Here is a 13,646-nt window from a genome sequence, read left to right as displayed (position 1 = left end):
CCCATCTCCCCACACTCCCCATCTCCCCACACTACCTGTGCCCACACTCTCCAGACAGCCGCCAAGACCCATCCGGTGTCACGGTAGTGGGATAAGCAGTCAGAAAGATATTGCCATCAGCATCAATCATCAAGCCTTGAGCTTCTATAATCCGTTTTGGCTTAGGGGTAGTGGGGGGCTTAACGGGGGGCTTCACCAATGCCGTACGGGAGCGATACCGTCCACGGGCAGTGGGACGGCGTATATCTTCCCAAAGGGTATTGCTGCTGATTTCACCTGGGCGAGGGGGTATGCCGCCACGTCCAGTATTGATAAACCTACTGCCAGAGCTATTACCTGGTTGACAGCGCTGGTAAAATTGAGCTTTGCCCGGTTCCGTGGGTAAGCTGTTTGGCTCGCGCTCCAGGAAGTCATTGGTGATGTTGAGAGTTACATTACCGTTTATACTACCAGTGGCATCTAGATCATTGGTGCTATTGCCATCAGTGGCTGGGCGCTCTTCAATATCACCCAAAATGGTGAAGGCATCGATTGTGATATCACCCCCTTGACCCGTTGGAGCTTTGGTAAGGATATCGCTACCATCAGGAGGAGTTGGGGGAAAGGCAATCAGTAATTCGGTCTCAATATCGATGTTGCCGCCCTTGACTTGTGGGAAATTCTGATTCTTAAAAGCCTCAGCAGAAATCTTGCCGGTACCTCGCAGTATGAGCTGATTAGTTGAGATATCTATGTTTCCACCATTTCCCATCGCTTTTGATGAGACACTACTGAACACACCATTGGGACATATATCATCACACAGAGGATCATCTTCAGTCCCTACCCCATCGAAAATCACCTGATCCCGTGCCTTAATTGTGACGTTACCGCCATTTCCTGTGCCTCGTGTCTCAGAAATAATACGAGAACCATTGGTGAGGAAAAGTGACCCAGTTTCTATGTGAACATCGCCGCCATTGCCCTTACCCTCTGGGTTAACCCTACTGAGGATAGAATTAGGACTTTTGTCGAAGGTGACTGTCTCTGTAGCGATAATCTCTACGTTACCCGCATTCCCTTGCCCTTGGGTGTTGGATTGCAGTGAACCAACAGTTAAAGAAACTGACCTTGCCTTAATCTTAATATCACCAGCCTTACCCTCACCTTCATCCTCGATACTAGTGACGGCAGTACCACCAAATTCGGTCTGCCCGGGGCCAAAGGAAACTGTATCACGGGCAAAAATTTCAATATCCCCCGAGTTACCAACGGATTTGTCATTGGATTCGTCATTGGTCTGTCGATCTCCAACTCTGACTTGGAGTTGAGCCCCACCAGTTATAAACAAGGAACCTGTGGTAATCGAAATACCACCACTGTTACCTTCAGCCCCTTCTCTGATAATATTGACTGGACCCGTTGCTCGATCAGATATGTCCCGATCCTCTGGCTGTAGTGCGAATCCGTCGAAGGTGACTGTATCATCAGCAACAATGGTAATTTTCCCAGCATCTGCTTTACCAAAGGTACTCGTTTCGATCTGAGCACCACCTTTGGCAACGAGTGAACCAGTATCGATAGTAATATCCCCAGCTTTTTCGGTGCCAAAGGTATTGCTAAGAATGAAACTTTTGTCAAGAGATAGTTCATCATTTGTAATCACAGTAATATCCCCTGCCGTCCCAGAAGCAGAAGAGGCATCAATGCGTTCGGTTATTTCAATCCCGCCGCGATAATCAATAAAGACCGAGCCACCATTCCCTGAAAATGTCTGGCTCTTCAAGGTATTGAAGTTATTTTTATCCGTACCGTCACCAGTCAGAAGCGAACTAATTTTAAGGGTTTCACTAACTAAGGATTGGTTAGCTTGATACTGATTCGTTAACAATACCAGTCCATTGGGAGCATTAATCGAGACCTCACCAATTTCGATATTTGCACTAGTAGCAGCACTGCCAAAGTTAGGCGCAAGGTTACCACTATCGGTATTTCCTGGAAAACCGCCGAGTAATGTCCAATCTATGCCAGCACGGATATCTAAAGTAGGTCGCTTACTGCCATCAATCACTACAGAGGTTCTCGCTTCGTCCGACAAGGTGACATTAGCCAGACTAGCCAAAAACGGATTGGAGTTACTAGGGCTAATCGCATTATCCCCGGTATCGGTAGAGTTAATTTCGATGTCACCAACGGTAACACTACCTCCTGCCAAAATATGCAGTGATGCTCCGGTATAGTTTCCTAAACTGACATCCCCATTGGCCAGAATAATGGGATCATTGGGACTGATGAAATTTCCTGGGTTACCATCCAACTGCTCAATGATGATATTTCCGCCAACGGTATAGTTAGTATCTCCGGTGATGGGATTAGCAGAGCGCAACCGTAAATCCAACCCAGCCAATAAACCACTATCGGAATGGTTCTTTGCTGCAATAGTAATTAACTGATTTCCCTGAATCAGTAGCGAACCACCAGAGTACGCTTTAAACGGTTGCGCTACACTATCGGTGATGTTGACTGTATCTTCTGCCAACAGAGTCAAATTCCTACCAGCATCCAGTTGACCCTGTAAATCGAGATTGCCTGCTGCTAGGGTCAAGTCTTTTCCAGCAGCTAAATTCCCAGCATTTGTAATTGTTGTCCTGGGGTCATATTTACCATACTGCAATCCTGGAGTAATATTAATCGTTAACAGTGGCGGGGCTTGTGGGGATGTGGCACTAAACTCCAGCCCATCACCAAATACCAAGCTATTAGCAGTAGACGCAAAAAACGAACCAGCTACATCTAATTTTGCCTGGGAGCCAAACACAATGCCATTGGGATTGAGCAAAAACAGATTTGCTGGTCCATCTACTCCCAAAGTCCCTAGAATATTGGATAGATTCCCCCCAGTTACCCTGGTTAGAATATTTTCGATTCCAGAAGGATTAGCAAAATAAACCCGTTGCAGTTCCCCGACATTAAATTCCTGGAAACTGTGAAATAGGTTAGCACCTCGTGTTGCGCCACCTTCGATCTTATCGGCTATTTCTCCTCGGACAGTGGTATTAGGTATCACCACAGAGGATTCATTACCCAATGTCCCATCCGGAACTATTTCAGCCAAGGCATAGTCGGCCAAAACACCGTTTCCCGAAATGGCTAAGGTTACCCCACTTAGGGCGAGGGATATTGCCCTGACCCTTGCTGCAGTGGGGGTGAGCACCAGCTTTCCTGCTGCCATATTCAGCTTCAAGTCATTGCTTGAGATAACTTCTCGGTAATTATACAGCGGTTTGCAATTGCTGTTAGGTACTTTCGTTCTGGGTTTTTAGGGAGCAGGGACTGAGGCCGTAGGCCACTAGAGGGATTAGCCAAGAGCCAAGAGCCAAGAGCCAAGAGTTAAACAATCCTATGTACCTCATTAGTCCTAGAAACGCTATAGTATTCAAAGCTATCAAAAACCAGAATACTTTTTAATTTTTAATTTTTAATTTTTAATTTTTAATTTTTAATTTTTAATTATACCCAGGAGTATTAGTCAATCACCCAAAACCCATTTTTTCGCCAATATTGTTCTAACAGTGCTTGCTCCAAATCCTGAGATTCAATCAATTCTTTAGTTACCAAAATTTCTCCTAATTTTATACCAGTTAAAGACTGGATTTCAAGGGCCGTATTGAGTTGAATAGGAGAAATAAGTCGTTTACGGACTAGAATTTTACCAAGTTGCATGACTGGGTGCTTTTGTTTCAAGTAATAATCCAACATTGGTCATTAGTCAATTTATAATTAACTTTGTAAAAATAAAAAAAGACCAATAACATTTGACAAATAATTGTTAAATGACTTAATCAATAGATGCCCTTGGCGAGGGTCGCCAATCCTGCATAGTCTTTGAACAACCCATTAGTTAATCAGGCGCTTTCTGAAAATTTATGAAAAAGCCGAGAGTAAGAATTTAGAACTTCTGTAGTCACCCTATCTATTCACCTTATCTGTAGGGTGCGTTATTAACTTACCCTACTTCTTGTAGCGCTTAGTGCCCAGTTTTGTGTCAGTCCTGAACTAGATACCGATTTCGATTCATTGATAGCACTGTTTTGCCCTACGGATGCATCTGCTAAAAGCTGTTTGACCCGGTAGGTGGAACGGGCATATTAGTGGAACGGGCATATTAGTGTAACGGGCATCTTGGTGGAACGGGCATCTTGGTGGAACGGGCATCTTGGTGGAACGGGCATCTTGCCCGTTACAATTTCCCACCCTACACAACTATTACCAGTTACCATTCACTACACAGGCTTAAGTGAATCACCGTGAGTGAAGGTCGTGAATTTTGGCTATTATCTTTTGATAATCAGTATTTTTACCCTGTTTATGATAAATTTCCGCTGATTTTTGAAAATTTGCTAGGGCTTCTTGATGCTTTCCTAATTCTCGAAGGCACATCCCACGGTTGTCATAGGCAGCAGCATGGTTGGGGTCAATGTCAATCGCTTCATTCAATTCCAGAATGGCTGCTTGAAATTTGCCCACCACTACATGGCTAATTCCTCTAAAGTAGTAAAAATTAGCACTTTGAGCATTGGTTTCTTTTGGCTGCTGACGTGGCTTAAAAATTCCCATTGGCTTACCTATTGCTACTTCAATTAGTAGGCAGCTACAAACTACTCTGTAGCTACCGATTGAGAGGGTGCATCTCAATGCATGTTGTTTAACGTGGTGGTGCGTTACGGGATGGACTGTTCCAATACTGGCTAATGCGAAAATCAGGGCTAGTCCATCCCTAACGCACCCTACAGAACATTTTCAAATATGAGATGCACCCGATTGAGATGTTCTTGACCAATCCCCAAAATCGCGGGTTTTGGGCATCTAAACATCAGGTTTCAGTCTTGCCTAGTGTGTCTTTGAATACTGGTTCACTGAAAAATATTGGGCTTTGCTATCAAACCCGCCATGGATTTAAGTCCACAGCTCATAGCTAAGGTCGGTTTCAACCGACTCCAACCCTTTATCCCTAGTCCGTTTTAACAGACTTGAGTGATTAGCTAGGGGTAAAACCCCTAGCGGGATAGCAGCGACACCATAGTTTATAGGAGTTTTGTCAGTCAATCAGCCCTGAATAACACGTTAATTGTAATAGAGGTAATAACCTCTATTACAATTAACGACCAGTACGACATCCTATCAGGGTAGAGTAACCAATCCCCACGGCACTTATGCCAGGGGCTTTTAGTAGCCCTGTACAATATCTGTTAGAGAACAGGATAAGTACGAACCTCCGGGCAGGGTTACGCTCTGCCCCAATAATTTAATCATCATAGAACCGTTAAAGTCAGCATCCCCATTCCATCCACAGGCACCACATTTGTAGCGCTTTCGAGACCTGTAAGATTTACCCTTAATTGGATGGATGTGTAGGCATTGATGGCATGTCTGGGAAGTATAACGAGGATTAACAAAGATAACTTTTACTCCAGCCTCTAAAGCCTTATATTGTATAAATTCGCGAAGTTGATAGAATGCCCAATTGTTGGATCTTCTTTTTTCAGTTTTAGATCTTGGCTGGAGGTTTGTTCTTTCCCTGATACCTGTCAAATCCTCCAAGGCAATCACTGCCCCTTGAGATTTTGCCGATTCTACGATGGCCTTACTTACATTGTGGTTGACCCAAGTCTGAAAACGTCTTTCTTTACCTGATAGCCGTTTCTGAAGTTGGCGACATTTGCGCCTACTACTTCTTGTGCCCTTCGAGGCTTTGTGCTGAATTTGTTTCCTGACCCTAGCAAATTTGTCTCTAATCTCGTTTACCTGCTTACCAGAAAAACTGTGGTTTTCGCTGGTAACAGCAATATCTGTGCGACCTAAGTCTACCCCAATTACTTTTTTCGTTTTTTGGGGTTTAGGAGCCTTATTTTTTATTTGAATATGGATGTAATATTGACCATCACGATGCTTGCATAACTGAGCCGATGTAGGTTTTCTCCCTTTGAGTTTGCCAATTTGATAATTCCCAATCTCCAAAAGGAATCTCTCTCTACCACCCACTAAAGTTAAGCTAACAGTTTGCTCTTTTTCCCTGTAGCTAAAAATCCTTGAATCATAATCAGCACTAGTGGGACTGAATTTTGATACAGGCTTGTTTTTGTGTTTAACAGTTTTTCTGTTTGCAGCCACACGTCCACAAACTCTTACTGCTAAATTGGCGCTTAAGTCATAGGTTTCTCTAATGTATTGATAAACCTGAGCTTGTATGGCGTTTTTACTGGTTATGGACGGCTTAACAGCATTATTGGTATAGGCACAAGCATCCGCAAACCCTTCGAGTGTCGCCTCAATTTTATCGGCTTGTTCAGGGGTCGGTTGAATCTTGCAAACTATTGTTAATACTGTGTTTACCATCTCCATCACTTCAAAGGTGACTATATATTTTATTCTACACCAAGATTCTGGATATTCCCGAAGATCTCGCCGCCAACCTCAAGGGTATTGAACCCTTGACCTGCATGTCACGCTGCGCGAACGGTTGGCTCTGGGGGATTATCCCTTCCTATACCTAAAGGCAAGAGCTTCTCATCCCCCGAACCCCCTTTTCTCGGTGAACAGAGAAAAAAGTAATAAGAATAACAAAGAAAAGAAAACGACCGCACAATCCAAGGGAGTTATAAGCTAGGCAGATAGCAAGTTCAATGCTGTAAGGGCCCATGCCACCCAATATAACAGTTCTCAATTGGGTTCGGGAATCGGGAATTGGGAATCGGGAATTGGGAATCGGGAATCGGTAAAAAATCCAGTGTACCTGATTATTCAGCTTTGGGTAGAAATGGGGATTTTAAGTAATTACAGTCCAAAAGCTAATCGTTCCAGCATGAAGAGTACCCACAAGGGTACTGTCAAAACTTTAAAAAGCTACAAAACTAGAAGAAGAAGAAGTTGATTAGAGCTTGTTAATTGGAGATTTATCAACGACAGCAATGTCAGGATTGAGCCTAAGTCTAACGGGCTAGTTTAAAAGCTACCCTTGCCAGCTATCAGCTGTTGATAGCTGAATACTTACTAATCCTTACGAGGATCCCTTCAATCACTAAGTCAATCACTAAGTTAATTACTAACTAATCTGAGGAAAATAGAAATGAAAGAGTTCAACACATTAAGCCTAATGCTAATTATCTATCTGGTTATCTTTATTAGCATTAGCCCTAGAGAAGCCAACAATTTCGTTCAATTTATCCATGAAGCCTGGTAATTGGTAATAGGAATAATTTTTACCTAGGTAACAGGGGCAAGAGTGTGGCGATAGGGGGAAGATGGGGACTTAAGAGTGTTCGTGGGTAAGTCCTGTGGGATAGCCACCCTTGAAAATTTTATGCATAATTTTTGGGGGTTAGCCAGATAAGTTTATAGATACTTAAAAATCGGCTATTAGCCCTCAGCATTTAGCAGGTATTGCCTTAGCTAAATGCTTACGAATTTTGAAACATATCTGCCCCTTAATAAGGGGTTATTCCTGTTGAATAAAAAACCATAATTTGGCAGTTAATAAAATTGCCAACTGCTATATGTTCTCCCGCAATCTCGCATTTATCATCGGCATCAATAACTACACAAACGGCATTTCCTCCCTGAACACCGCCGTAAACGATGCCAAAAAACTAGTAGAAATTCTCCGCACCAAGCATGATTACCAAGTCTGGGTATGCTTAGACGAAGTGGCAACTCTGTCTAACTTCCACAAATTTTTATTTCATATTTTACCAGAACAAGTCACTAAAAATGACCGCTTATTATTTTACTTCGCTGGTCATGGAGTCGCTCTCAATGGGGATGATGGCCCGGCGGGTTACTTAATTCCTCAAGATGCCAAACTGGGGGATACTAATAGTTATCTGCCCATGACCAAGTTACACGATGCTTTAAGTCAATTACCCTGTCGTCATTTCTTGGGTATCCTAGACTGCTGTTTTGCTGGTGCTTTTAAATGGTCAAGCACCAGGGATTTACTAACATCGCCAGAAGTAATTCACCAAGAGCGTTATGACCGTTTTATTACTGACCCAGCCTGGCAAATTATTACTTCCTCAGCCTCGGACCAAAAAGCCCTCGATAACTTTTATTTAGATAGCGAACGCGGTCAAGTCGGCAATCATTCCCCTTTTGCGGCGGCATTATTAGAAGCCCTCGAAGGTGCAGCAGATATAATTCCTCCCGCCAAAAATGGTAAACCGGCTGGAGATGGGGTAATTACAGCAACAGAATTATATTTACATTTACGGGATCGAGTCGAAATACCCACAGAAAAATGCCGGATACGACAAACCCCTGGTATTTGGTGTTTAAATAAGCACGATAAGGGAGAATATATCTTTCTTTCTCCGGGACATGAACTTAATTTACCACCAGCACCACCATTGGATGAGTCACAAAATCCCTACCGAGGTTTAAAGTCCTTTGACGAGAAACACAGTTCACTGTTTTTCGGTAGAACTGAATTAGTAGAAAAGTTACAGGATTTTGTCAAAGCTAATCCCCTGACAGTGGTGTTGGGTGCTTCCGGTTCCGGTAAATCTAGCTTGGTCAAGGCAGGATTAATTCCCAAACTACGGCAAGATAATACCGAGACATGGTGTATTTTGCCACCCATCCGTCCTGGTGAGACTCCCTTACAAGGGTTAAATAAGGCTTTAAGGGATGCCCAATTACCAGAGGTAGCAGCCCAAAACCCCCAGCATAACCTGGCAATGAGCATTGATGTTTGGGCAAAAAATAACCCCAACTCTAAGTTATTACTATTTATTGACCAAAGCGAAGAAATTATTACACTCTGTCAAAACTTAGATGAGCGTAAAGAGTTTTTCCAACAGATACTCACAGCCATAAATGCCCATGGGGATAAATTACGGGTAGTATTAACCCTACGGTCTGACTTTGAACCCCAAGTCAGGGATGCTGGCTTAAAGTTTGTCCCCACAGACTATAACCTGGGAAATACTGTGCTTAAAAATCGTTGGCACAGCAGACGATTTATTGTACCAGGGATGACACGAGGGGAACTCAAGGAAGCGATTGAGAAACCGGCTCAAGCACGGGTAATGTATTTTCAACCCCACGAACTTGTAGAAGAATTGATTAATGAAGTGGCGGATATGCCCGGAGCATTGCCCCTGCTGTCTTTTGCCTTGAGCGAACTTTATTTAAAATATTTAAAACGACAACGGCAGGCACAATATAGAGGAATCACTATTGATCGGGCCTTGACTCAAGCCGATTATATGGAATTGGGGGGAGTAATGCGATCGCTAACTCAAAGGGCTGATCAGGAATATCAGGCGCTAGTTAAAGAAAACCCCGCTTATGAGCAAGTTATCCGTCATGTAATGTTGCGGATGGTTGCCCTGACTGGGGGTGAGTTAGCCCGTAGGCGCGTACTTTTATCAGAACTAGAATATCCGCCTCAGAAAAATGGTTTAGTGAAGGAAGTAATTGAGCGTTTTACCAATGCACGGTTATTGGTGAAAGGAGAAGATACTGATGGTAATCCTTATGTAGAACCAGCCCATGATGCTTTGGTGCGGGGATGGGAAAAGCTACGGCATTGGGTTCAACAAGAGAAAAATCNTTAAAGGCTATTGAACAATTCAACAGTTATAGAAACCGATTTTCTCAATCAATGGTCTTAACAGACGAAGAAGGGGTCATTAATATGACTCCATCCTCAATAAAATTTCGCTTCGGTGGTCCAGAAGGAGATGAGCTAGCAGGAGTGGAGTGTAAAGTTGAAATTGATCAAGACGACCATTGGGAACGCTTCATGCGCTTCATGAATCGGTACGCTCAAGCTAATGGCATGGCTTACGGTGAAAGCAAACCATCTACTGAAGGATAATTACCCATCCTACACATTTCCCCCGGTCTTTGGGTTCCGTCCCAGGTTAACCTAAGCCATAAGTGTGCTATCAGACACGATATCAAGTATCAAGGATGAAGTATGAAAGTCGCAATTACTGGAGCAACAGGATTTGTCGGTAGCCGCTTAGTCGAGCGTCTACAAGAAGAAGGACATCAACCCTTAATTTTAACCCGTGATTCAGCTAAAGCTAGGAAGCAATTTCCTAATATAGAAACTATTGCCTACACTCCCACCGAATCAGGGGATTGGCAAAATGCGATCGCAGGCTGTGATGGTGTAGTCAATTTAGCCGGAGCCCCCATTGCTGAAGAGCGCTGGACAGCAGCCCGTAAGCAAGAAATCCTCAATAGCCGCCAATTAGGTACCCAAAAAATAGTGGAAGCGATCGCTCTTGCTGACCCTAAACCCACGGTATTAGTAAACGCTTCTGCCATTGGTTACTACGGCACTAGTGAAACAGTAACCTTTGATGAAACAAGTCCTGCTGGAGACGACTTTCTGGCAGAGGTTTGTCAAGCCTGGGAAGGGGAAGCCCAGAAAGTCAAAGAAGCTGATGTACGACTAGTGATACTGCGCCTCGGTATAGTTTTGGGCAATGGCGGTGCCTTAGCCAAAATGATACCCCCCTTTCAAATGTTTGCTGGAGGGCCAATCGGTACCGGTCGCCAATGGTTTTCTTGGATTCACCGAGACGATGTAGTGAACTTAATCATAGCTGCCCTAACCAGACCAGACATGGAAGGGATTTTTAATGCCACAGCCCCCAATCCTGTCTTGATGTCCGAACTATGTAACGCCATTGGAGAGGTTCTCAATCGTCCCTCCTGGTTACCAGTTCCCAGTGTTGCCCTAGAAGCCCTGCTGGGAGAAGGAGCCACAGTAGTCTTGGAAGGTCAACAGGTGCTACCCAAACGAACCACTAGTTATGGATGGGAATATCAGTATTCCACAGTAAAGCAAGCTCTAGTAGAGATATTGAAAACTGAAAACTGAAAATTGAAAATTGATCACAATTAACAATTAACAATTTCTCAATGACTAATGACTAATGACTAATGAGTATGACTACTTCTGTGTTGCAGTCATAGCATTAGTGGGAGTCGGAGGAAGTTCCTCTTCCTCTATCTGAGCCGGAACCCGTTCTACTCTAGCACCAAGTTGTCGGAGTTTACCCTCCAAATCGTCATAACCCCGGTCTAAATGACGGAGTCCCTGAATCGTAGTTATTCCTTCTGCCCCTAACCCAGCGACCACAAGTGCAGCAGATGCCCGTAAATCCGTACCCACTACTGGTGCTCCCGACAACATTGGCACACCTCGGATAATCGCATTATTCCCTTTAACCCGGATATCCGCCCCCATACGATTCAATTCGGCAACATGACGCAGCCGATTTTCAAAAACCGTTTCGCTAACCACACAGTTTCCTTCACTCAGAGCCAGCAACGCCGTAAACTGGGCTTGCATATCCGTAGGAAATCCAGGATAAGGCAAAGTTTCAATATCCGTTGCCCTTAGTTTATTGGGAATAATTCGTAAGCGATTGGGTTCTTCCACCATCACCTCACTACCAATTGCCCGTAGCTTAGCAATCACAGCAGTTAAATGTTCCGGTATTACTGGGTAAAGGCTCAGTTCAGAGTGGGTAATTGCCCCAGCTACCAAGAAAGTGCCAGCCTCAATCCGGTCAGGAATAATCGGGTAATCCACCGAATGTAAACTAGAAACCCCAGAGATACTAATAGTTTTAGTACCAGCACCACTAATTTGAGCTCCCATTGCTCGGCAGAAATTCGCCAAATCCACCACTTCTGGCTCTTGAGCAGCATTTTCAAGGGTGGTTTCCCCTTCTGCCAGAGTCGCTGCCATCAGCAGAGTTTCCGTTGCCCCGACACTGGGGTAATCCAGGTAGATTTTTGCCCCCTTTAGCTTGTTGTTACCTGTTCCTTTCACATAAGCATTGACAATCCCATGCTCAATATGAACTTGAGCGCCCATCGCTTGTAGACCCCTGACATGGAGGTCTACAGGTCTAGCACCAATCGCACAGCCACCAGGCAGTGGTATCCGTGCCACTCCCAATCGCGCTAGCATCGGACCAAGGATAAAAAAGCTAGCTCGCAGCTGGCTAACCAACTCATAGGGAGCTTTTGATTGTCCGATATGGCTGACATCTAAATCTAAGATGTCACCATTGCGTTTGAGCTTCACTCCCACAGCAGCAAGAATCTGGCTCATCCGCTCGATATCTACTAGGGAAGGCACATTACGCAGTCGGCAATCTTGAGAACACAGTAAAGCCCCTGCCATAATTGCCAAGGCAGAATTTTTAGCTCCACTAATTTTTACCTGTCCGTGGAGAGACGCTCTACCCCAAATCTTGAGAACCGATTCGTTTTCCTGGGACAGAGATTGGGGATTTATCGGGCTTTGAGAGTGATTAATGGGTCTATCCTCCAAAATCATTGCAATTTCTGGCGAAATGTTAAATTTGGTTTTGATTTTACCTGAAAGTTTTTAAATGTCTAGTTTTCCACGTATCTTGATCGAATGTCAGGTTTTCCACTATACTCAGTAGTTGGCAATGTAAACCGGGAAATTTGCAGGCGTTGCGGCTATCGACAAGTTTCTTGTCCAAAATCCCAGTAAATGCTGTATACTAAAAAACCGGTGAGCTAATAGAGCAAACCCTATAGCAACCCTAAGTTTAATCCTCAACCGTGACAGTTCTGAATCAGAACTGACCACTATCGGAATCACCAGCGATTGCTATAGCGCCAACAAACGCGGAACTGGCGGAATTGGTAGACGCGCTAGATTCAGGTTCTAGTGTTCGCAAGGACTTCCGGGTTCAAGTCCCGGGTTCCGCATAATTAGCCAGACTTGTATGCTGACAAGCACTAAGAATCCCCTAGTCAAGGAAATTCGGAAGCTGCACAGAGTAAAAGGACGTCGGCAGCAAGACCTATTTCTGTTGGAGGGAACCAACCTGTTGGCAGAAGCCTGTGCCGTAGATTATCCCCTAGTCACCCTCTGCTATACACCAGAATGGCTTGAAGCTCATCCACAACTATCCCAAGATGCTTCCGTTCGGTCTCAAAGAGTGGAAGTGGTAAGTCAGTCTGTACTAAAAGCGATCGCTACTACAGTTGAGCCAGATGGAGTAGTAGCCACAGCAACCCGTCTTCCCCTTTCCCCTAAACCCCTCAATTCCCTCTCCCTAGGGCTAGCCCTAGAAACCATACAAGACCCAGGAAATCTTGGAACAATCATTAGAACTGCCGTAGCTGCTGGTGCAGAAGGATTGTGGCTAAGTTCCGATAGTGTAGAGCTAGATAATCCTAAAGTATTGCGAGCCTCAGTTGGTCAGTGGTTCCGTCTTCCCATGGCAGTTACCCCGGATTTGCCCACCCTCGTAGCTCAAGCTCAAGCTCAAGGGATACAAGTAGTGGCCACAGTACCAGATGCTAAGGTCAGTTACTGGGACATAGATTGGCGCTGTCCTAGCTTAATACTCCTGGGCAATGAAGCAGCTGGACTTAAGGAAGAGTTAGTAAACACCACAGATCAGCAAGTTAAGATTCCCCTGATGCCAGGGGTAGAATCCTTAAATGTAGCGATTGCTGCTGCCTTGATGTTGTACGAAGCTAAACGGCAACGTTTTTGAAAGTATTTAGTCTCAAGTTTTAGGTGGGCTGGTTGACTGACAAAACTGTAAGCATAAGCTTACACAAAACTCAACCAGCGTAGTCAAACCACCTTACTT

The 13,646-nt window shown here is 44.4% G+C and carries 9 protein-coding genes and 1 tRNA gene; 5 read left to right on the top strand and 5 right to left on the bottom strand.

Annotation, left to right across the window (positions count from 1 at the left end; translation table 11 throughout):
* Positions 1–31: 31 nt before the first annotated feature.
* The 4 genes from F6K49_RS02915 to F6K49_RS02900 all read right to left on the bottom strand — a co-directional run bounded on the left by F6K49_RS02915 (position 32) and on the right by F6K49_RS02900 (position 6,375).
* Positions 32–3,211 carry a filamentous hemagglutinin N-terminal domain-containing protein gene (locus tag F6K49_RS02915; RefSeq protein WP_293094051.1) on the bottom strand — a complete coding sequence of 1,060 codons (3,180 nt, stop codon included), beginning with the start codon at positions 3,209–3,211 and terminating at the stop codon, positions 32–34.
* A gap of 293 nt (positions 3,212–3,504) precedes the next feature.
* Positions 3,505–3,738 (bottom strand): hypothetical protein, encoded by a 234-nt coding sequence (locus tag F6K49_RS02910; protein ID WP_293018244.1) that lies wholly within the window; start codon positions 3,736–3,738, stop codon positions 3,505–3,507.
* A 543-nt stretch (positions 3,739–4,281) separates the two neighbouring features.
* On the bottom strand, positions 4,282–4,596 hold the full coding sequence (locus F6K49_RS02905; protein WP_293018245.1) for a tetratricopeptide repeat protein: 315 nt from the start codon (positions 4,594–4,596) through the stop codon (positions 4,282–4,284).
* A gap of 609 nt (positions 4,597–5,205) precedes the next feature.
* Complete coding sequence (locus tag F6K49_RS02900) at positions 5,206–6,375, bottom strand: transposase (protein ID WP_365939903.1); 1,170 nt, start codon at positions 6,373–6,375, stop codon at positions 5,206–5,208.
* Positions 6,376–7,502: 1,127 nt separating this feature from the next.
* Here F6K49_RS02900 and F6K49_RS02895 point away from each other — a divergent pair.
* The 3 genes from F6K49_RS02895 to F6K49_RS02885 all read left to right on the top strand — a co-directional run bounded on the left by F6K49_RS02895 (position 7,503) and on the right by F6K49_RS02885 (position 10,873).
* Positions 7,503–9,593 carry a caspase family protein gene (locus tag F6K49_RS02895; RefSeq protein ID WP_293094045.1) on the top strand — a complete coding sequence of 697 codons (2,091 nt, stop codon included), beginning with the start codon at positions 7,503–7,505 and terminating at the stop codon, positions 9,591–9,593.
* Between the two features lie 47 nt (positions 9,594–9,640).
* Complete coding sequence (psb28, locus tag F6K49_RS02890) at positions 9,641–9,856, top strand: photosystem II reaction center protein Psb28 (RefSeq protein WP_293094040.1); 216 nt, start codon at positions 9,641–9,643, stop codon at positions 9,854–9,856.
* Positions 9,857–9,958: 102 nt separating this feature from the next.
* A complete protein-coding gene (locus F6K49_RS02885) occupies positions 9,959–10,873 on the top strand; it encodes a TIGR01777 family oxidoreductase (RefSeq protein WP_293094035.1) in 915 nt (304 codons plus the stop codon).
* A 72-nt stretch (positions 10,874–10,945) separates the two neighbouring features.
* Here F6K49_RS02885 and murA read toward each other — a convergent pair whose 3' ends face one another.
* A complete protein-coding gene (gene murA / locus F6K49_RS02880) occupies positions 10,946–12,346 on the bottom strand; it encodes a UDP-N-acetylglucosamine 1-carboxyvinyltransferase (RefSeq protein ID WP_293020129.1) in 1,401 nt (466 codons plus the stop codon).
* Between the two features lie 320 nt (positions 12,347–12,666).
* Between murA and F6K49_RS02875 the strand changes: the two genes are divergently transcribed.
* Both F6K49_RS02875 and F6K49_RS02870 read left to right on the top strand, forming a co-directional pair.
* Positions 12,667–12,750: transfer RNA gene (locus F6K49_RS02875), tRNA-Leu, on the top strand.
* 17 nt (positions 12,751–12,767) lie between these two features.
* Entirely contained in the window at positions 12,768–13,547 is a 780-nt protein-coding gene (locus tag F6K49_RS02870) for an RNA methyltransferase (RefSeq protein WP_293020128.1), read from the top strand.
* Positions 13,548–13,646 lie beyond the last annotated feature (99 nt).

It is taken from the genome of Moorena sp. SIO3I6, assembly GCF_010672095.1.
The sequence above is the reverse complement of the archived record's forward strand: the minus strand, read 5'-3'. Positions and strand labels throughout refer to the sequence as shown.

Bases quoted from the DNA above. Each gene is read 5' to 3' on its own strand.
- murA (WP_293020129.1), bottom strand. From the start codon at position 12,346: ATGATTTTGGAGGATAGACCCATTAATCACTCTCAAAGCCCGATAAAT.
- F6K49_RS02915 (WP_293094051.1), bottom strand. From the start codon at position 3,211: ATGGCAGCAGGAAAGCTGGTGCTCACCCCCACTGCAGCAAGGGTCAGG.
- F6K49_RS02885 (WP_293094035.1), top strand. From the start codon at position 9,959: ATGAAAGTCGCAATTACTGGAGCAACAGGATTTGTCGGTAGCCGCTTA.
- F6K49_RS02910 (WP_293018244.1), bottom strand. From the start codon at position 3,738: ATGTTGGATTATTACTTGAAACAAAAGCACCCAGTCATGCAACTTGGT.
- psb28 (WP_293094040.1), top strand. From the start codon at position 9,641: ATGGTCTTAACAGACGAAGAAGGGGTCATTAATATGACTCCATCCTCA.
- F6K49_RS02870 (WP_293020128.1), top strand. From the start codon at position 12,768: ATGCTGACAAGCACTAAGAATCCCCTAGTCAAGGAAATTCGGAAGCTG.
- F6K49_RS02905 (WP_293018245.1), bottom strand. From the start codon at position 4,596: ATGGGAATTTTTAAGCCACGTCAGCAGCCAAAAGAAACCAATGCTCAA.
- F6K49_RS02900 (WP_365939903.1), bottom strand. From the start codon at position 6,375: ATGGTAAACACAGTATTAACAATAGTTTGCAAGATTCAACCGACCCCT.